At 42.5% G+C, this 19622-nt stretch carries 18 protein-coding genes; 10 read left to right on the top strand and 8 right to left on the bottom strand.

Annotation, left to right across the window (positions count from 1 at the left end; all coding sequences use genetic code 11):
• Positions 1-280 precede the first annotated feature (280 nt).
• Genes RMY63_RS09415 through RMY63_RS09400 form a run of 4 tightly spaced genes read left to right on the top strand, consistent with a single transcriptional unit; the run spans position 281 to position 3670 of the window.
• Complete coding sequence (locus tag RMY63_RS09415) at positions 281-1132, top strand: ABC transporter ATP-binding protein (RefSeq protein ID WP_322728461.1); 852 nt, start codon at positions 281-283, stop codon at positions 1130-1132.
• On the top strand, positions 1089-1943 hold the full coding sequence (locus RMY63_RS09410; protein ID WP_322728460.1) for an ABC transporter permease: 855 nt from the start codon (positions 1089-1091) through the stop codon (positions 1941-1943). The genes RMY63_RS09415 and RMY63_RS09410 overlap by 44 nt, the downstream gene beginning before the upstream one ends.
• A 19-nt stretch (positions 1944-1962) precedes the next feature.
• Positions 1963-2436 carry a MarR family transcriptional regulator gene (locus RMY63_RS09405; protein ID WP_322728459.1) on the top strand — a complete coding sequence of 158 codons (474 nt, stop codon included), beginning with the start codon at positions 1963-1965 and terminating at the stop codon, positions 2434-2436.
• Entirely contained in the window at positions 2402-3670 is a 1269-nt protein-coding gene (locus tag RMY63_RS09400) for an MFS transporter (protein WP_322728458.1), read from the top strand. The genes RMY63_RS09405 and RMY63_RS09400 overlap by 35 nt, the downstream gene beginning before the upstream one ends.
• Positions 3671-4032: 362 nt before the next feature.
• Here the strand turns inward: RMY63_RS09400 and dhaL are convergent, their stop codons facing one another.
• The 6 genes from dhaL to RMY63_RS09370 all read right to left on the bottom strand — a co-directional run bounded on the left by dhaL (position 4033) and on the right by RMY63_RS09370 (position 9773).
• Positions 4033-4671: a dihydroxyacetone kinase subunit DhaL gene (gene dhaL / locus RMY63_RS09395; protein ID WP_322728457.1), complete on the bottom strand. Its 639-nt coding sequence runs from the start codon at positions 4669-4671 to the stop codon at positions 4033-4035.
• A 13-nt stretch (positions 4672-4684) separates the two neighbouring features.
• Entirely contained in the window at positions 4685-5758 is a 1074-nt protein-coding gene (dhaK, locus tag RMY63_RS09390; RefSeq protein WP_322728456.1) for a dihydroxyacetone kinase subunit DhaK, read from the bottom strand.
• A gap of 658 nt (positions 5759-6416) precedes the next feature.
• Entirely contained in the window at positions 6417-7292 is an 876-nt protein-coding gene (locus RMY63_RS09385; RefSeq protein WP_322728455.1) for an MBL fold metallo-hydrolase, read from the bottom strand.
• 821 nt (positions 7293-8113) lie between these two features.
• Entirely contained in the window at positions 8114-8731 is a 618-nt protein-coding gene (locus RMY63_RS09380) for a PEP-CTERM sorting domain-containing protein (RefSeq protein ID WP_322728454.1), read from the bottom strand.
• A 581-nt stretch (positions 8732-9312) separates the two neighbouring features.
• Entirely contained in the window at positions 9313-9531 is a 219-nt protein-coding gene (locus RMY63_RS09375) for a type II toxin-antitoxin system HicA family toxin (RefSeq protein WP_322728453.1), read from the bottom strand.
• Positions 9531-9773: a type II toxin-antitoxin system HicB family antitoxin gene (locus RMY63_RS09370; protein ID WP_322728452.1), complete on the bottom strand. Its 243-nt coding sequence runs from the start codon at positions 9771-9773 to the stop codon at positions 9531-9533. Before RMY63_RS09370 ends, RMY63_RS09375 begins: the two co-directional genes overlap by 1 nt.
• A gap of 115 nt (positions 9774-9888) precedes the next feature.
• Here RMY63_RS09370 and RMY63_RS09365 point away from each other — a divergent pair, with 115 nt between their 5' ends.
• Positions 9889-10092, top strand: coding sequence for a type II toxin-antitoxin system HicB family antitoxin (locus RMY63_RS09365; protein WP_322728451.1), 204 nt, complete (start codon positions 9889-9891; stop codon positions 10090-10092).
• Positions 10093-10109: 17 nt separating this feature from the next.
• Positions 10110-10313 carry a type II toxin-antitoxin system HicA family toxin gene (locus RMY63_RS09360; protein ID WP_322728450.1) on the top strand — a complete coding sequence of 68 codons (204 nt, stop codon included), beginning with the start codon at positions 10110-10112 and terminating at the stop codon, positions 10311-10313.
• A gap of 48 nt (positions 10314-10361) precedes the next feature.
• Here the strand turns inward: RMY63_RS09360 and RMY63_RS09355 are convergent, their stop codons facing one another.
• Positions 10362-11315, bottom strand: coding sequence for a heme o synthase (locus tag RMY63_RS09355; RefSeq protein WP_322728449.1), 954 nt, complete (start codon positions 11313-11315; stop codon positions 10362-10364).
• A 234-nt stretch (positions 11316-11549) separates the two neighbouring features.
• Positions 11550-12464, bottom strand: a complete 915-nt coding sequence (locus RMY63_RS09350; RefSeq protein ID WP_322728448.1) for a heme A synthase — start codon at positions 12462-12464, stop codon at positions 11550-11552.
• A 404-nt stretch (positions 12465-12868) separates the two neighbouring features.
• On the opposite strand from RMY63_RS09350, the gene RMY63_RS09345 reads away from it, so the two are divergent.
• The 4 genes from RMY63_RS09345 to RMY63_RS09330 all read left to right on the top strand — a co-directional run bounded on the left by RMY63_RS09345 (position 12869) and on the right by RMY63_RS09330 (position 19550).
• Positions 12869-14032, top strand: coding sequence for a cytochrome c oxidase subunit II (locus tag RMY63_RS09345; protein WP_322728447.1), 1164 nt, complete (start codon positions 12869-12871; stop codon positions 14030-14032).
• A 179-nt stretch (positions 14033-14211) separates the two neighbouring features.
• Positions 14212-15948 carry a cytochrome c oxidase subunit I gene (gene ctaD / locus RMY63_RS09340; RefSeq protein WP_322728446.1) on the top strand — a complete coding sequence of 579 codons (1737 nt, stop codon included), beginning with the start codon at positions 14212-14214 and terminating at the stop codon, positions 15946-15948.
• Positions 15949-16071: 123 nt separating this feature from the next.
• Complete coding sequence (locus RMY63_RS09335) at positions 16072-16698, top strand: heme-copper oxidase subunit III (protein WP_322728445.1); 627 nt, start codon at positions 16072-16074, stop codon at positions 16696-16698.
• Positions 16699-18401: 1703 nt separating this feature from the next.
• Entirely contained in the window at positions 18402-19550 is a 1149-nt protein-coding gene (locus tag RMY63_RS09330; RefSeq protein WP_322728444.1) for a serine/threonine-protein kinase, read from the top strand.
• Positions 19551-19622: the final 72 nt, after the last annotated feature.

The following is a 19622-nucleotide window of genomic DNA, read 5'->3' as shown; positions in this document are numbered from 1 at the left end:
GCGTCTCGTAGAGAAGCGCCTATGCGTTTAAAACCGCTACGAATTAATGCAAAGCTGTACTAAGTGTAAGAATATATAGCAATCCGATTTGATTCGGAGAATTATTCGTAAAGACCGGGGAAGGTAGGGCCCCCTTTGGGGATAAGGGGTAATGGGGACTCTTAAGAAGGAATAAAGGTGTACCTAGCTCCCTTAAAAATCAAATATGACTATTGACTTCTCGTAAATACATTGAGAAACTAATAGTTAGTTAGTCTAATTAATAGAGTGCATCAAACTTGTGACAATACTGACGGGAAAAATAAATCGATCGCAACCTCCTAGCGAACCAAAACCGTTGATTTTGGAAACTCAGGGACTCACACGCCGTTTTGGGAAGTTAACCGCAGTTAATAACCTGAGCATATCTGTAGAACAAGGCGAAGTATTTGGACTGCTTGGCCCCAATGGGGCAGGGAAAAGTACAGTTATTAAGATGTTGACAACCTTGCTACCTATCAGCGCAGGGAAAGCAACCTTAGCTGGCTATGACGTAACTCGTCAATCTAATCCTGTGAGACGGGCTATTGGCTATGTACCCCAGGCGCTGTCTGCTGATGGTACTCTCACGGGTTACGAAAATCTCTTAATCTTCGCCAAGCTGTATGGAATACCTGCCAAAGGACGCGATCGCCGCATCTATGAAATTCTAGAATACATGGGTTTGCAAGATGCGGCGAAACGCTTGGTAAGAAACTACTCTGGTGGGATGATCCGCAAGTTGGAAATTGGCATATCAGTTCTACATCAACCCCAAATTCTGTTTCTGGATGAGCCGACTGTCGGACTAGATCCCATCGCCCGGACTCAAGTATGGCAGCTTGTACTACAACTCTGTGCTGATTACGGCACAACTATATTTTTAACAACCCACTTTTTAGAAGAAGCAGATAGCTTATGTAACCGAGTGGCAATTATGCAGCAAGGTGAAGTCGTTACTACAGGTACACCGAGTAATTTAAAAGCTTCTTTGGATAACCCAAATGCAACTTTGGATGATGTCTTTATTCACTATACAGGCGACCAGTTAATATCAGGAGTGAACTACCGTGACACAGCAAGAACCAGACGTACTGCTCAACGGTTGGGTTAAAGCACCACCTACTGTCCGAGTAAATTTGATCTCTGCAATTAAAGAGCTAGTTACAAAAACTCTGGCGATCGCTGAGTTGGAAGTGCGTAAACTCCGCCACGATCCCACTGATTTAATAGTTCGAGCTGTACAACCAGCTTTATGGCTGCTGATATTTGGGCAAGTTTTTTCCCGGACTCGCGCGATTCCTACAGGAAACTTACCCTATTTAGACTTTATTTCTGCTGGCATTTTGGCTCAGAGTATTTTGTTTGTAGCAATTTTCAGTGGTGGGATGACGCTAATCTGGGAGCGAGATTTAGGGATTGTACATAAATTTTTAGCTAGTCCTACCCCCCGTGTAGCGATGGTGTTGGGCAAAGGTTTGGCATGTGGGGTACGGTGCTTATCTCAGGTAATATTCATTTACGGATTGTCATTTTTATTAGGTGTCAAACTTAATCTTCATCCCCTAGCTATTCTGCAAGTGCTAGTGATAGTCATGTTGGGGGCGGGAACATTTTGCATTTTTTCATTAATTATTGGCTGTTTGGTGAAAAGCCGAGAAAGGATGACGGGTATTGGACAATTGTTAACCATGCCGTTATTTTTTGCTAGCAATGCCATTTATCCGATCTCGTTGATGCCCAGTTGGTTAAAGTTCATTTCCCATTTAAATCCCCTGACTTATGAGGTTGACGGCTTACGCAGCACCATGTTGTTAAACGGCACTAGCATCTATGGCTTTGGTCTGGATTGTACAATTCTCTTATTAACATTAATAATTTTGACCATCATTGGTGGAAAACTTTATCCACGGGTGGCCATGTAACTAGGAGAACAACAAGCCCATGACCTTGGATAAACCTAATCAAGGTGCAACTTCCGAAGAATGTGCCGCTAGAGTAATGGAAACAGTTCCATTAGTGATGCGGTTTATCCGAGCGGATATGCGTGCCCATAGTGCCGCTTTTTTATCTATACCTCAGTTGCGATCGCTAGCATTTATCAACCGGAATCCTGGTGCTTCATTATCTGACTTAGCAGAGCATTTAGGTGTCACCTCTGCTACGGCATCAGCAACCATAGAACGCTTGGTACAACGCGACTTTGTGAAACGCTGCGCTCATCCTCAAGAACGGCGGCGGATACTGCTCAATTTAACTGAAGATGGAAAACACCATCTCAAGCAATCCCAAGATCAAACTCGCGCTCATATTACCGATCTGCTGAAAGGTCTTACAGAAGACCAAATTTCCAACATTGAAGAAGGCTTAACTCTACTAAAAAATGTCTTCGAGAAAACAGAACTCAAAGCCCCATAACTTTGAGGTTGCACAACACGATCCCTTTGCAGCCTTTAAGTTTCGAGACTATCGGCTATTTACCATTGGACGGCTGGTACTGTCCGTGGGGTCGCAAATGCAAACTGTAGCTATCGGCTGGGAACTCTATGAGCGGACTAACTCAGCGATAATTCTAGGTGGTGTGGGACTGGCGCAAGTATTGCCAATGATTGCTCTCACCTTGATTACCGGACATGTGGCCGATCGCCGCGAGCGCAAACTGATCATGTTACTGTCAGTGATGCTGCTAGCTCTCTGTTCGCTAGCTTTGGCAGTGCTTTCTTATACTAAAGGTGCAATTTTTCTAATTTACGCCTGCTTGGTATTAACAGGTGTCGCTAGAGCATTCCTCAGACCAGCGAGTGATGCTTTGATGTGGCAGTTAATACCTGTGAGTGCGTTTACCAATGCAGCAACTTGGAATAGTAGTAGCTTTCAGTTAGCCGCAGTCATCGGCCCAGCCTTCGGAGGATTCGGGATTGCGCTGTTGGGAAGTGCTACAGGAGTATATATAGCAGCAGCGATCGCCGCGTTGCTGTGTTTTATTTTAACAGTACCGATTAAAGGGCAAAAAGCCATCCGCACAACTGAGCCAATCTCAATCAAAGCACTTGCAGCTGGTGCTAAATTTGTCTGGCAGAATCAGTTGATTTTAGCAGCGATTACATTGGATATGTTTGCTGTATTGTTGGGTGGTGCGATCGCGTTGCTACCCATCTTTGCCAAAGATATTTTACATGTGGGGCCAGTGGAGTTGGGATATTTACAAGCAGCTCACTCCATCGGTGCTTTGACTATGGCGATTACCCTAGCGTATTTACCACCGTTACGCAAAGCAGGCCCGTCCTTATTATGGTCAGTGGTTGGCTTTGGGGTTGTAACAATTATCTTTGGACTTTCTCGTTCTTTTTGGCTGTCTATGTTGATGCTGACGCTTGGTGGTGCACTAGATAGTATTAGCGTTGTAATTCGCCATACATTAGTTCAAATCAGAACACCGGATCATTTGCGTGGTCGGGTTGCTGCTATTAATAGCGTGTTTATTAGTGCCTCGAATGAATTAGGGGGCTTTGAGTCAGGCTTGACTGCTGCTTTATTTGGCCCGGTAATTTCTGTTGTAGGTGGTGGAATTGGCACAATTGTAGTAGTGATTGCTACAGCTATGATTTGGCCGGGAATTCGCAAGTTAGGGGCTTTGCAAGAGTACAAATAGAAGTACTTATCTATTACAGGACTTAGGCAGATGTGCCTGAAAACCTTATTATTGCGTAGCGTTAATTCATGAATTACCGCTACTTTCGTTTTATCTTAACGTCAGTTCGATGAACCTCTCCCCAACCCCTCTCCGACGCGGAGAGGGGCAGAAATATTCTTAGTTGACAACGAGAAAATCATGGTTTCAAAGCCTCTCAGGAGTGGGGGAGAGGAATGGAAGTGGAGTTTTTTAGATCCGTCGAACTCACGTTATCTTAGACGGTCTTTATGGAGATAGCCGCCATCGCGTAAGATAGATGTGAAGACGTAGCTTGTGAAAACGTTTGTAGTGAGCCATTTATTCCCTTGATACAGCTAGCGTTATTCCTTAGAACTTTCCAACACCCCTAACAAACTCTTCAACATCAAATAAGCAGAAGTTCCTCCTGGATCTTGATGCCCGATACTCCTCTCCCCCAGGTAGCTAGCCCGTCCCTTTTTCGCCTGCATCGGTATAGTTTCTTGCAACCCTTTTTGCGCTGCTGCTACAGTCTGTTGCATAGCTTCCAGCGTCCCCTTACTTTCTCCTATAGCTTGCCCAAATGCGGCTACAGCCGGAGATAGCACATCCACCATTGTTTTGTCTCCTAGTTGCGCTTTACCACGTTGCAGTACCCCGTCTAAGCCTGCTTGGAGTATTCCTAAAACATCTTGTTCTGTCAATTCTTGCTTACCAACTACTGCTGTACTGGCTCGTAAAAACCAAGTACCGTAGAGAGGGCCACTAGCACCGCCAATAGAAGAAATCAAGGTCATACTTACAGCTTTGAGAATGCTGCTGATGTCCTTGTCTTTTTGAGTTGATAACTGAGCGCTTACCTTTTTGAAGCCGCGATCCATATTTACACCATGATCAGCATCTCCGATCGCAGCATCTAATTCTGTCAAATATGCTTTATTTTGCTCTATCTCGGTTGCAAATTCCTGCAACCATTGTAATATCTGCGCTTGAGTCAACATAATTCGTAATTAGTTAAATTCCCCAGCACCAACTTGGTGTTTTTACTGGTGCATCCCATAGCCTGATCATCTCATCATCTAATTTCAGCAAGGTAATGGAGCAGCCTTGCATTTCTAGAGATGTAATGTAAGGGCCTATCAAGTTTCGCACAATTTGCAATTCTTGCTGTTCGCAGATTTGGGCGAGTTTGCGATAAACAATATACAGTTCAGAAATCGGGGTTCCACCCATACTATTGACAAAAGCTAATAAGCGATCGCCTTTGGCAAATGGTAGACTTGTTAACTCTACATCTAACCATTCTCCTTTGTCTTCATCCCACTCGCGCAGTGTGCGGCTGTATGCTGCATCCTCAAGGAGCGATCGCGTCAAAATTTCAGTAATCTCGTCTACTGATTTTATAGCTGTACGTTCTGTTCCTGGCTCTCCGTGGATACCGATACCTAATTCGATTTCGCGATCGCCCAATTCAAATGTCGGCGTTCCATTAGCGGGCACTGTACAAGATGTTAGAGCAATTCCCATACTCCGCCCATTCAGATTTACTCGGCGACATAAATTTGCTATTTGTGGCAAATCATACCCAGTCTCAGCCGCTGCACCACAAATTTTTTCTGCTAGTATAGTTGTTCCCACACCCCGCCGTCCTTGGGTATAGAGGCTATCCTTCACTGCTACATCGTCATCAATCAAAATATTTAGCGATCGAATGCCTTCACTACGGGCTAACTCCGTTGCCATTTCAAAGTTCATCAGATCGCCACTGTAATTTTTGACAATATAAAGGATACCTGAACCTCCATCTACAAGCTTTGCTGCTTCTAACATTTGGTCTGGAGTAGGTGAAGTGAAAACCTCACCAGGACAAGCTGCATCAAGCATTCCTTTGCCCACAAAGCCAGCGTGCATTGGTTCATGTCCACTGCCACCACCTGAAATAATTGCTACTTTACCCGGAATAGGTGCATTGGCTCGATAGACAAAGGCAGGATCGTAGTTTAGTTTAATTAAATCGGAATGAGCCGCCGCCATACCTTCTAGACTTTCCCGCACAAAGTCTTCTGGCTTGTTGATCAGCTTTTTCATAATCCGTGTTTGGTTAAAAGGGTGTTAAAATCCAGGTTATAGCGCTTCTGGTTTGTATGCAATAGAGTTTGGAAGCATCTCAATGAGTGTAAAAACACGTTTGCCCTGGCGAATGGAATTCGCACGCCAGTTGCTCATGGGGGAAACCCCCAAGACTGCACTGGCTTGGCTATACGAGACTTTAGCCACCTTTCCTACAGAACGCTACGCAAACGTGGGTTTCAAATTCTTAGAGTCCGCGTAGGCGACCTACCCTGCGGGTTCCCCAACGGGGTACGTTTGTGTCGCCGCGATTTCTAATCGCCTGGTAGATTTGCTTTGTCGAATTGCGGGCTACGCCAACGCATTTGTTATTTCGGAGAACTCATTTGTTATTTCGGGGTACTCATTTGTTATTTCGGCGTGTCCATAACGCACCCTACGAAACTACTAGAAGAGTTGAAACCTATACTGGTCATACTTATGTGTTCACCATACCCTAAAAGGAGGAGCCACTGCGTTGGGCGGCTTTGCGACCTGTTCGCGTAGCGTCTCCGACAGGAGAAGCACGTGGCGTCAGAGACTTTGAATTTTCCTCCTTTCCGGTGTTGGGAAGGGGGTTAGGGGGTTAGGTTTTCGTGGATTTTGCCATATAACCGAATAATTATGAATTATTTGGTCAATTCAAAGATTCCATCAACTCAATACACTTGTGCATCTGCTGGTGCATGGTTTCCCTATCAGCATGAAACCTTCGCCCATGACCTGGTAGCACCCACTCAAAAGAATACTTAGCCAAGTGACGCATTGATTTAGTCTGTTCTGACCAAGAATACCAGCAGGCACCGTGGAATGCAGTCAGTTGGTGCAAGCTTTCTGACCAAGCAAGATGGTCGCCAGTGAACAGAAACTTATTTTTGTAGAGTAGAACGGTTTGCCCTTTGGTATGACCGGGAACTGGGATAATTAATAAATCTGGAGTCAAGGTAAATGGTTCAGAACCAGTTAGCTGTATTTCTACATTGCGAGTATCCCTAGTAATATCATCAGTATGGAGGATGCGATCGCACTGAAAATGCTCGGCAAACTTTTGATGATCTGCCACATCATCCTTATGAGTTAGGTACATATAACGAATTCCACCCATCTCTTCTAAACGCTTGACTAAAGGCGGCGTAAACCGGGGAGAATCCACCAAAATGTTACCTTCGGGAAGTTGAATTAAATAGCTAGCAGCACCATAAGATTTTTCCGAATGATAGCCACAGTGGTAAACGTTTTCCGCTACTAATATTGGAAACTTTTCTTGAGCTACTTTGATATCTTTTGGTTTTTCAACTGTGCCAATAGAACTAGTAGGACAAGCTAAAAGTGCTTCAAGCGCGGCTAATCTTTGGGCCTCATTGATTGGTTGATGATAAACAGCCGATTGGTCATCAACATCATAAAATACTTCAGGAGCCATCCAGCGACAGGTATCACAATCAATACAGGTAGTATCTACATAAAAATCGCCGTTAACATTTTGAGGACGACGCTGATTTAAATGAGCCATATTAATCCTTTTGCTTCCAGGTGCTTCCTGGAGAGCGATAAACCTTATATCACTACGCTAGCAAAAGTAACTTGAGACTGTAGACGCCGCTAGAAATAAATCTGCTCAAAAATATCAAGACTCGTGAAACCCAGTAAGCAAAAAAAATGGAAAAACATAACATAGACCTAAAATAGTATCAATAAGTAGGCATTAATGCGATTATTTTGGATTTTATTGAGATTAATATAGCAATCCGGAATCAAATGTGAGAAAATACTTAACCTGCAAACGTAGCTTTTAAAACTCCTTTTTAACTGAGTTTTGTGGCTGAAATTATATATATTGCGTAAGACATAGCTCTAAAGCCAGTTACATAAATTACATTAATACCTTACCGTATTTTCTCATGAATCATTTAGGATTGCTATATCTTTTTATTGATAAGATATGCTTACCCTGAGCTAGTATCGTGAATCTAAAAATACTGCTAAAATCAAGCTACAGTAGTGTTAGTATACTTCTAGACTGGCATAAATACTAATTATAATTTTCTAGCTGCTATAAAGATTAGTATTGCAGACAGAGTTAAGAGACGATTTCATACAAATCCTGCTTTGCGTGTATTAAAAATAAGTCAAGGCAGAAATAATCACGCCACAGTTGGTGTTTCTGAAATCAGGTATTTTAAAAAGCAATGACATAGTATATTTGTGTCGTTAGCCAAAATAAAACTTACACTCTAAACCAGCAATTTCCAATAATTTGCTAATGATTTAAATGAGTGAGAAAAGACTGTAAATGAGATATTTTGAGTATGCTTTGAGCAGGAATATTATGTTTTAGCTGGCTTTGCTTTTTCTTGACCAAATGGCTATTGTGATTGCAAAGGCAAAAGCAAAAAGATTGGAAGGTTCGGGCACAGATTTGAAACCATCATAAAAGAAACCTGTTACAAGAGGCCCGTACTCTTGAGAATTAATAGGAGTTAAATCTGGACTGGTAAGAAATTGAATAGTGAAACGCTTTCCATTAGAGATTGTTCCCCCTGTTAAATCTAGTCTAGGGACAAGAGTACCTCCAAGAGCTAAATCCGAAGCAATAGTAATATTTGAAAAAATGTTAGATATACCGATTTTACCATCTCCATTTACATCACCCCAGAATACATCGTCTGCGACTAAATCAAATTGTGTTAACAATAATAGGGATAATTTATTTATTGTGTACCCTGTATCATTTAACAAATTATCTTGATTCCCAGCATCAGGAGCATTACTTCCTAAGATATTTATCAATGGTTGAAAATTTGCTCCTAGTGTTTCTCCATTAGGAAAGTTTTTATTAGCTGTGGTAATAATTGGCTCTACCAATATAGCAGCATAAGCTGGAGGATACAAAAGAAAAAGACTTCCTAAAATACCTGAACTGAATAGTGATATATTTTTTGTAAATTTCATAAATTTCCTTTAAAAGCTATTTAGAAGTTATTAGAATAATAAATGGGTGCTACTGCTCATTTTGTAAATATATTTCTCATCAAACAAATGCTTAAAAACTATACATTATTTAACGAAGTTTCTCTTTTTCAAAAAGTAATTTTTTTGGTAGTATCTTTGTTTGGCATCATACTTAAAATTTTAATAAATAGCAAGGGGTTCAGTTTTATTTTAATAATTTTCTAACAAATCATATTGTATATTGTCTTTTTATATTCTTTCGTTAGTACAAAAATAAACTGAATCTGGGTTTAGGAATGAATAATTTGGTACTATAGGAATCATATTTGATTTCTGAAATTATCTACGTAGCTAGGGAGTAGGGAGTAGGGAGTAGGGAATAGGGCTGAAGGCTTTTCGAGTTGTACGGAGTTTTTTCACGCAATCAAATCATAGTCCTATACATAAGGTAAATGTAAAATAAGGTATTAAAAATTTTCAGTTTTGGATTTTAAGTTTTAGAGACAATACGCTTGGGTTAAATCCCAAAACCTTAAAGAGCGTAGAGAGATTATTGTCTCATGAGTGATCGCGCATATAATTTATAACGCCTCCCACTCATCTCTGCTGATATTAGCTTGACGTAATATTCTATTTAATAAGCTTGGGCTGATGTCTCCCTGATGCGGATTGGGAATTGTCAGCTTTAATTCACCTTTTACCATGTATTGATGTTTACCACCTGAGTAAGGCCCATCAAAACCTGCATCTTTTAAATAACGAATCAGATCCCGCCGATTAATCGATCCAAAGGGTGGCATTAGGCGACCTCTTTGGTGAAATTCAGGTCAATACTATCAAGTATCGGTAGAGTATGACCCAAACGCAATCCTAAAATAATCCATCCTTCAAGAGTATCTTGCAAATCCTCTCGGCAAGCTTCTAATGTTGCAGCGTTTGCCCACACTCCTTGACACTCTGAAATTTCGCCATAGAAAGTTCCATCCTCAAGCAACTCGTAGGTTGCTTTGTGCATTGCTGTACGAATGTAATTTGTCAACATTGCCAAGATATCAGCAAGATTAATGAATGAGTTCGACTCTGCTCACCAGCCGCTCAGTGACCATCGTAGACATCGCTGTTCCAATTTACAATAATTACATCCCAGAGGAATAGCTATGAAATGGCGCATGATTCTTGAATCAGACCTAGAAACAGGCGATTGGGCTGTATGGTGTCCAGAATTACCTGGCTGTACTTCAGCAGGAGAAACTGAAGAAGAAGCTTTGGAAAATATTAAAGAAGCAATTCAATTGTATTTACAACCGGAATCAATTGAGTTAGCCCCTGGTGCGATCGCACGAGAGATTATTGTCTCATAAGCGCTCGTATCCGGCGCATGACATCTAGAGAAGTTGAAACTATCCTGAGACAATATGGATTTCAATTGATTTCTCAAAAAGGTAGCCACCGCAAATGGAGAAGTGAAGACCTGGGACTACAAGTAATTGTCCCTGAACATCTAGGCCGCACTTTACCTATCGGTACATTACGGAGTATCTTTCAAGGGGCAAAAATTCCTGAATCTGAATGGAAATGTTGATATGCGATCGCGTTAATTTACCAACGCGATCGCAAAATTTTGCATCCCCTAACCAATAAAATGCAGATGATTAATCACCGCATTAATTAGATTATGGGTAACGGGAAGGCTATCCACTACCATCCCCAGACACAACACCATCATGTAGGAAATGGAATAAAGAAACAACTCTTTAGCTACAGTGCGATCCTCTGGATTTTGCAACAAACGCCAAGATTTGTGGATAAATAATCCTCCCAGAATTAGGGCGATCGCAGCATAAAGAATTCCACTTACGCCTAAAGGATAAACCAATAACAGGGTTGCAACTACAGTGATCAGCGTATAATACCAAATCTGCCGCACTGTTGCCGTATCACCTTCAATCACAGGTAGCATTGGTATCCCCACCTTTGCGTAATCGTCCCGAATCATCAGAGCTAAAGCCCAGAAATGGGGTGGTGTCCACAAAAAGACGATGGCAAAAATTAACCATGCTGACCAGCTTAAAGTACCTGTGACAGCAGCCCAACCGACTAACGCCGGAATTGCTCCAGCAGCCCCACCAATAACGATATTCTGGGTGCTGTGACGTTTGAGCCAGTGGGTATAGACCAAAATATAAAAGACGATACCAGAGAAAGCTAAAAGCGCGGCTAACAGGTTGGCAAATACTGCTAGGAGTGTAAAGGAAATTGTCGCCAGTGCGATCGCAAAAATTAGAGCATCGCGTGGCTGTACCTTACCGGAAGGCATCGGACGATGGCGCGTCCGCTCCATGTCATAATCAATATCCCGGTCATAGACACAGTTAATCGTCTGGGCGCTTGCAGCAGCTAAAGTGCCACCAGTGAGAGTTACTAGCAATAGCAATGGGTCTACTTCTCCCTTAGCAGCAATCCACATACTTCCAGCCGTGGTAATCAAAAGCAACGGAATAATCCGAGGCTTGGTTAGCTGATAATAACTTTGAACTACCTGTAAAAATGTTTCGTGGTGGCGAGAGACATTAGTCTCAATCATTTTGGCTCTGTTTCCTTATTTTTCAAAAACTTATATGCAGCCCCCGCTCAAGCTGGCTTTTTCAGGCAAACGAAAACACAGATTTTCTGCACCTGCGTGGGTCGCAATACTCGCCGTTGCGGCTTTCGTCGTTTAGTGGAAAGTGGGGAATGGGGATTAGGGATTAGAAATTAAGAACTAAAGATTAGGATTAAAAGAACTCTTTCCCAGTCCCCACTCCCCACTCCCCACTCCCTACTCAGCACTAACTGAATCACGCAGGGCAAGAACTGTGAAAGCCACCAAAGTACCTAGTAAAGTAGCTCCTATAGCTTGGTGAGAGACGGTGAGAGGCTCGACTTGGAGGTGTAATTTGAAGGTGGCGAATCCCAACAAGATTTGTAAGATCAACAATCCACCAGCTATATTTGCCAGTCGCCGCAAGGCTGGATGTAGCGCTGGTGTCCGCCAACAGATAAATACCATTGCCAAGGTTGCCAAGGAAGGCGGCACCAAACCAGCAATATGGCTGTACATTACAGTACAAAGTTGAGAACCCCCAAGGCATTGGTGTAGCGCCCAGCGAGAGCCTACCAAAGCACCCAAGAGACTTTGCAGGTAAACCAGAACAGCAGCAGTTAAACCGACCCAAGGCAACTTACCAACGGTTCCATTCCCCTGATAGGGTGTGAGTGCTGTGCCGATAATCAGGAGGGTGGTAAAAAACAACAGCGCCGTTCCTAAATGAGCGGTAACAATATCAAACCGCAACAGTTCGGTAACGGTGAGTCCCCCCAAGATGCCTTGGAAGACTATTAAAAACAGGGCGAATGTGGATGCCCAAGGTAGCCAAGAGGGTAAGAAACGACGATGCCACCAGGACAAACCGAAAAGTGCGATCGCGCTTACACCAATTAAAGCCGCATCCAATCTGTGAAACCACTCTAAAAACACTTGGAGATTCATTTGCTTGGCTGGCAGCAGTTCCCCATAACATAAAGGCCAGTCTGGGCAAGCAAGTCCAGCATTCATCACGCGGGTGGCACTGCCTATTGCCATCAAAATTAAGGTGGCTATGCATATTTTCCACACCAAGCGACGAATCATTTCCTTGGGCTTTTGCTGCTGAAGCGCCGCTTCATTTTGTTGTTGTAGGACAAATTCGCTCATGAATGATACCTTCTGCCCGCTCTTGGTGGATCTGTTAAAATTTTCAATTTTCTTTTAGTGTCCCATCTCCACCCTAGCGTATAGGCTATGGGTTTATAGATCAGCACTCACTTATACTTTGAATCACTCCAGCAAGGTTTTGCCTGAAGCTTTAGGTATTTTTCAAGATGTCAAAAATTGATTAATCACAATTAATTTAAGCATTCTAAATTTTTCCTGAAATTTTTTTCCAGATTTGCATCTATTTTTGGCGTTGTATGATAGTAAACTCATACTCAAAATTAGTGAAATAGCCAAAAAAATTAATAAAAATTTCAGACCTTTTTCCCCCATGTCTGACAGCCTAGACTACCTTAGTAAGTGGGCAGCTTTGAGATAACGTAGTAAATTCAATTAAGTAAGCCGTGAAGATTCCAAGTTCAATCTGGACATTACTCATTGGCATCGTGCTAACGCTAGCCAGCCTTTGGTACGGTCAAAATCACGGTCTGTTGCCAGCAGCAGCAACGGATGAAGCCGTCTTAGTAGATGGTCTGTTCAACGCGATGATGATCGTTTCTACAGGTATATTCCTAATCGTCGAAGGTGTTTTAATTTACTCCGCATTTAAATACCGTCGGCGTGCAGGTGACAATGAAGACGGCCCACCAGTTGAGGGCAATGTACCTTTAGAAATCCTCTGGACAGCGATCCCAGCAATTATCGTTATCGGTATTTCTGTTTACAGCTTTGATGTCTACAACGAAATCGGTGGCTTTGATCCCCATGCTATCCATGAAGCGCCGATGAATCAGGAGTCAATGGTAATGCCAGGGAGTGCGTTCGCGCAGCGTGCGGGAACCGCACTCGCTGCAACTTTAAGCGATACTCCTCCCAGCACTGAACCCAACCTCAATCAAGAAAAATCTGATGAGGCAATGCAAGACCCAGCTACAGCAGAAGTTCGTAATGCTGACCAAATTCCCCAACTGCGGAATGCTCCTGGTGTTGGTAGTGTTGCTCCGACAATTGGGGGAACTCCTGATAAAGCAGGCAAACCAGCACAATTACAGGTCAACGTCACTGGTCTACAATATGCTTGGCTTTTCACCTATCCTGAAACTGGTATAACTACAGGTGAAATGCACGTCCCCATCGGGCGAGAAGTGGAAATCAATATGACAGCCAATGATGTCATCCACGCCTTCTGGGTGCCAGAGTTCCGCCTGAAACAAGATGCGATCCCCGGTAGGCAAAGTGAAATTCGCTTCACCCCCAAAAAAGCAGGCGATTATGCCCTAATCTGTGCTGAACTTTGTGGCCCCTACCACGGTGCAATGAGAGCAACAGTAGTCGTTGAGCCAGAAGAAGCCTTTGACAAATGGGTGCAAGAGCAGCTAGTTGCCAGCAAAGAAACACTAAATCAAGCCGTTGCTGTGAGCGAGTCCCCGTCTTGGCGGTTTCCGGCGATGGGGAACTCGCGAACCCGAAGGGTTAACCCTGCCAATCTATCCCCAAATGAATTTCTCGCTCCTTACACTAAGGACATGGGAATTCAGCCAGAAATCCTCCATCAAGTTCACAAATAGTCATTGGTCATTAGTCATTGGTCATTAGTCACTGGTCATTAGTCATTAGTCATTAGTCATTAGTCACTGGTCATTAGTACTCATACAAATGACAAACGACAAATGACAAAGGACAAATGACAAAGGACAAAGGACAAAGGACAAATGACAAAGAACAAATGACAAAGGACAAATGACAAATGACCCAAGCTCAAGTGCAAGAAACTGCCAATGTCCCTGCTCTTGTTGAGGAGCCAGGGATCAGAAAATGGCAAGACTATTTTAGTTTCAACACCGACCATAAGGTGATTGGGATTCAATACTTAGTCACTACATTCATTTTTTACTGTATCGGTGGGGTGATGGCTGACTTGGTTCGTACAGAACTGCGAACTCCAGAAGTCGATTTCGTCACCCCTGAAGTCTACAACAGTTTATTTACGCTGCACGCCACGATCATGATTTTCTTGTGGATAGTGCCAGCTGGTGCGGGTTTTGCTAACTTCCTCATTCCTTTGATGATTGGGGCAAAGGATATGGCATTTCCGCGCTTGAATGCTGTTGCCTTTTGGATGATTCCCCCTGCGGGTTTATTGTTGATAGCTAGTTTAGTGGTAGGCGATGCACCGGATGCGGGTTGGACTTCCTACCCTCCCCTGAGCTTGGTAACAGGTCAAGTAGGTGAGGGAATTTGGATTATGAGCGTCCTCCTACTAGGTACGTCATCGATTTTAGGAGCAATCAATTTCCTCGTCACATTGCTCAAGATGCGTATCCCTGGTATGGGGGTTCACCAAATGCCCTTGTTCTGCTGGGCAATGTTTGCTACCTCGGCACTGACTCTGGTATCTACGCCAGTCTTAGCAGCAGGTCTAATTCTGCTGGCTTTTGACTTAATTGCCGGGACGACATTTTTTAACCCAACTGGGGGTGGTGACCCAGTTGTGTATCAGCACATGTTCTGGTTTTACTCCCACCCAGCCGTTTACATCATGATTTTGCCCTTCTTTGGAGCAATTTCAGAAATTATCCCCGTGCATTCCCGCAAGCCGATTTTTGGCTATAAAGCGATCGCTTATTCCTCTCTTGCCATTAGCTTTTTGGGGCTAATTGTTTGGGCACACCACATGTTTACCAGTGGTATCCCCGGTTGGTTGCGGATGTTCTTTATGATCACCACTATGATCATTGCCGTACCCACGGGAATTAAAATTTTCAGTTGGTTAGGAACCATGTGGGGTGGAAAAATCCGGCTTAACAGTGCCATGCTGTTTGCAATGGGGTTTGTCGGTACCTTTGTAATTGGCGGGATCAGTGGCGTGATGTTGGCAGCAGTGCCCTTTGATATTCACGTTCACGATACCTATTTTGTAGTTGCCCACTTGCACTATGTCCTATTTGGTGGTAGTGTTCTCGGTATTTATGCGGCGATTTACCACTGGTTCCCGAAAATGACGGGACGGATGGTAAACGAATTTTGGGGTAAGGTTCACTTTGCCTTAACAATAGTTGGTCTAAACATGACCTTCTTACCCATGCACAAGCTGGGATTAATGGGCATGAACCGCCGCGTCGCCCAGTATGACCCCAAATTTACCTTTATCAACGAAATCTGTACTTATGGCGCTTACATACTAGCAGTTTCGACACTCCCCTTCATCATCAATGCGATTTGGAGTTGGTTATACGGTGAGAAAGCTAGTAATAATCCCTGGAAGGCACTTACCTTAGAGTGGATGACAACTTCACCACCTGCGATCGAGAATTTCGATCAAACCCCAGTACTGGCTACAGGCCCCTACGACTACGGTTTGGAAAAGGCTAAAGAAGGTGTACCCTTATCTGATCCTAATCCAGTCTTGTCTGGCGGCCCGAACTCGGTATTAAGAGCAGAACCCGACCCAGCGGTTGCCGCCAATCCCGAAGACCGGAAATAGAGTTAGGAGTTATGAGTTATGAATGATGAGTTATGACTTTAATAAAGTTGTTAGTTCAAAATTTTTAACTCCTAACTTTTAACTCCTAACTTTTAACTCCTCATTCCCCACTTATCAAAATTCATGCAAAGTCAAACTATTGACCCAGCTAAAACCGAACTGAATCATCACCACGCGGCACAAGCGTCCGTCGGTCATCACGAAGAACATCCAGACCATCGTATGTTTGGGCTAATTGTCTTCCTGATTGCTGAAGGGATGATTTTTTTGGGGTTGTTCGGAGCCTATTTGGCTTTCCGTGCTACTTTACCTGCATGGCCCCCAGCAGGTACCCCAGAGTTAGAACTATTGCTACCTGGAGTCAACACCATCAATCTAATTTCTAGTAGTTTTGTCATGCACAATGCCGATACTGCTATCAAAAAGAACGATGCGCGGGGTGCCCAGATTTGGTTAGCAATTACGGCTGCAATGGGTGCTATCTTCTTGGTGGGTCAAGTATATGAATATACCCATTTAGAATTTGGTTTAACTACCAATTTATTTGCTAGTGCATTTTACGTTTTGACTGGTTTTCACGGATTGCACGTTACTATCGGCGTTTTGGCAATTGTTGCTGTGTTGTGGCGATCGCGCGTTCCGGGTCACTATAGTAACGAAAAGCACTTCGGTATTGAAGCAGCCGAAATCTACTGGCACTTCGTTGACGTAATTTGGATTATTTTGTTCGGATTACTGTATCTACTGTGAGTATTAATTAACTAGTTGTTCATTCCACGCGGACAACTTAATAAGCCCCCACTAGGGGGCTTTTTTAATTAACAGAATAAAAATATAGGACTATGATTTGATTGCGTGAAAAAACTCCGCACAACTCGAAAAGCCTTCAGCCCTATTCCCTACTCCCCATTACCCCTTATCCCCAGAGGGGGCCCCACCATCCCCAGCTACGTAGATAATTTCGGAAATCAAATATAATTCCTATATCAGTGAAAAAGATTAGACTTCTTGCATAAATCAAAAAAAGAACCCCACCCCGCCTTTGACTTACGTCAAATTCTTCCCTCCCCGCAAGCTCTTAGGGGTTGGGGGTGGGGTGTTAGGGGGACTTTTGCAAGAAACTCCATGAGCGGGCTCACAAGGAACAATGAAAATACCTCTTTCCCAATCCCCAATCCCCATTACCCCTTTCCCCAGAGGGGGCCCCACCTTCTCCAGTCTCTATTTTTAAGGCAGGTCTATTGTAGAGAAGTAGCAGTGCTATCTCTCTACAAGGGTTATGGATAATGCATATTTATCGTTTACCTAAAAAAGTTAAATAAAAAATATATTAAAACAAGCTTAGACTATTCCCACTATTACTTTTGCTAGATGCAACTGAGTTATTGCAAGTGATATTAATACGATTAAAGTAAAAGGTGGGAAAAGTCGGAAAAGTAGGATGTTTTGAAGAAAGCATTGAATAACCAGTTAATATACTGTAAATTGATATTCTCAGGACTGAGTAAACCAATAAATAAAGAAAATTCGCAAATTTATGCGGATTTAATTTCTTTCAGTAAATGCAATCCTAATATTTCTTCTAGTCACAAAAGTGGAAACTTGAAGTTCTGCCAGAGATTGCAATCATTGTAATTCGCCATTTTGCTTTCTCCTTTAAGTAGCTCGTATCAATTCAAAAAATGTTTACGACAGATAACCCAACTTGCACTGACGGGCACTCTCGCCTTGCTAAAGGTAGGTTAGGGGTGGATTCTTTTTTAACAATTGATATCACATATTAATTGTGGTAGTTTATGGAAGCGAATACGCATTACAGATTTGCCAGAATTACGAGTAGATCGAGATCATAAAATGTCTGATTGATTGAAAAGTTACACCTAATTTACTTCAAAAACCATCACTCGATATTTACCTCAAGAAGTTACCCGATCTTTTTTAGTTTTTTCGTCGAACTTACTCATATTGAGCTGACAACGCGATCGCGCTTAGTAATGACTCAAATCTGGTAACAAAATTGTAGCGAACACTGTAAGAGTATTTGTGCCTTAAAGTTCCACTGTCCAAGGTTTTGCAAGTAAAAATACTTAAAAATTAAAATAAATATCCTGATTCCTGAATATTATTTTCTGCCCACAGTTTAAATACTGTAGACTAGTGTTAAATTTACTTAAGTGATAAAATTACAAAAGTGTTTCATGAATTAATTTTGTATTAAGATACTTATAAAGGTATTAAATAAAGCAATCAAGCAACTAAGCATACAATTTATCTAAAGCATAGGTCGCCCGATGGCTAACTGCCGCAAATACCAGTAAACCTAACAGCAAGCAGTTATTCATAACCTCACCAAGCTCTGAATGGTCAGTAAATTAAGAAGTAGTATACGCCACATGAGCCAGAACCCTCTAGTCAGAAAAGTACTTCGAAGTCGCTTTGAAACTGTCAAAGTGATGGAAAGCGGAGAATCTGGTAATACTTACTTATTAGGGGATGCTATACGTAATAGACATCCATATTCTCTCAAAAGAAAAACACTTCGGAATCGCTTTGAGATTATCAAACAACTAGGAAGCGGAGGTTCTGGTGATACCTACTTAGCTATTGACTTGGATTTACCAGGACAACCCCATTGTGTCGTCAAACATTTCCACCCAAAAGATTCCAGCCCTGCTGTTCTACCCATTGCTAAAAAGCTATTTGATCGGGAAGCGGAAGTTTTATACCAGCTAGGCAACAACCACGATCAAATTCCGAGACTGTTTGCCCATTTTAATGAAGACGGGGATTTCTATTTAGTCCAGGAATTTATTGACGGTTATGCCTTGACTGAAGAAATTGTCCCAGGTCAGCCTCTGAACGAGAATACAGTTTCAAATTTATTAAAAGACATCCTAGAAGTACTGGCTTTCGTCCACCAACACGATATTGTTCACCGAGATATTAAGCCTCAAAACTTAATGCGGCGGTACTTTGATCGGAAGATTGTGCTAATTGATTTTGGGAGTATTAAAAAAATTGGTGCTTTGGGAGCAGGTTTAACAATTGCTGTCGGGACTCCTGGCTATATGCCAAGCGAACAGGCTAAGGGAAAGCCAAAACTTTGCAGCGATATTTATGCTGTGGGGATGATTGGCATTCAAGCTTTAACAGGTTTAATACCTGAGCAACTACCAGAAGATCCCAGTACTGGAGAAGTTATCTGGCGCGACAAGGCACAGGTAAGTGATGCTCTGGCAAATATTTTAGATACAATGGTTCGCGATCGCTACAGCCAGCGTTATCAGTCTGCCACAGAAGCTTTGCAAGCCCTTAATGATATAGCGTTGTCAGAGTATTTACAATCTGCTGACATCAACCACAAGGCTGATGATACCTATTGGCTAACTTATAAAAACTTTATTTTACTGCTGGGCATCGGTCTTGGTGCTACCACTAGTTTGATAGTAATAGTTTTAATCTACACCTTTATTAATACGGGGACATCACTTCCAAACCAACCGACTCCACTAAAGAGTTTTCTAGAAAAATTTGTTGAGTTACCGTTAACTAATATGAATAGTCTAGTAGCTAAATCAACACCTAACAAAAGAATCAGTTAAAGCAATTGCACCATTGCAAGAACTACCAAAGAGCAAATTTAATCTCACTACATTAGAAAGAGTTAATCATCT

Origin of the sequence: Nostoc sp. ChiQUE01b (assembly GCF_034531255.1) — a bacterium.
Taxonomy (GTDB): Bacteria; Cyanobacteriota; Cyanobacteriia; order Cyanobacteriales; family Nostocaceae; genus Nostoc.
The sequence above is the reverse complement of the archived record's forward strand: the minus strand, read 5'-3'. Positions and strand labels throughout refer to the sequence as shown.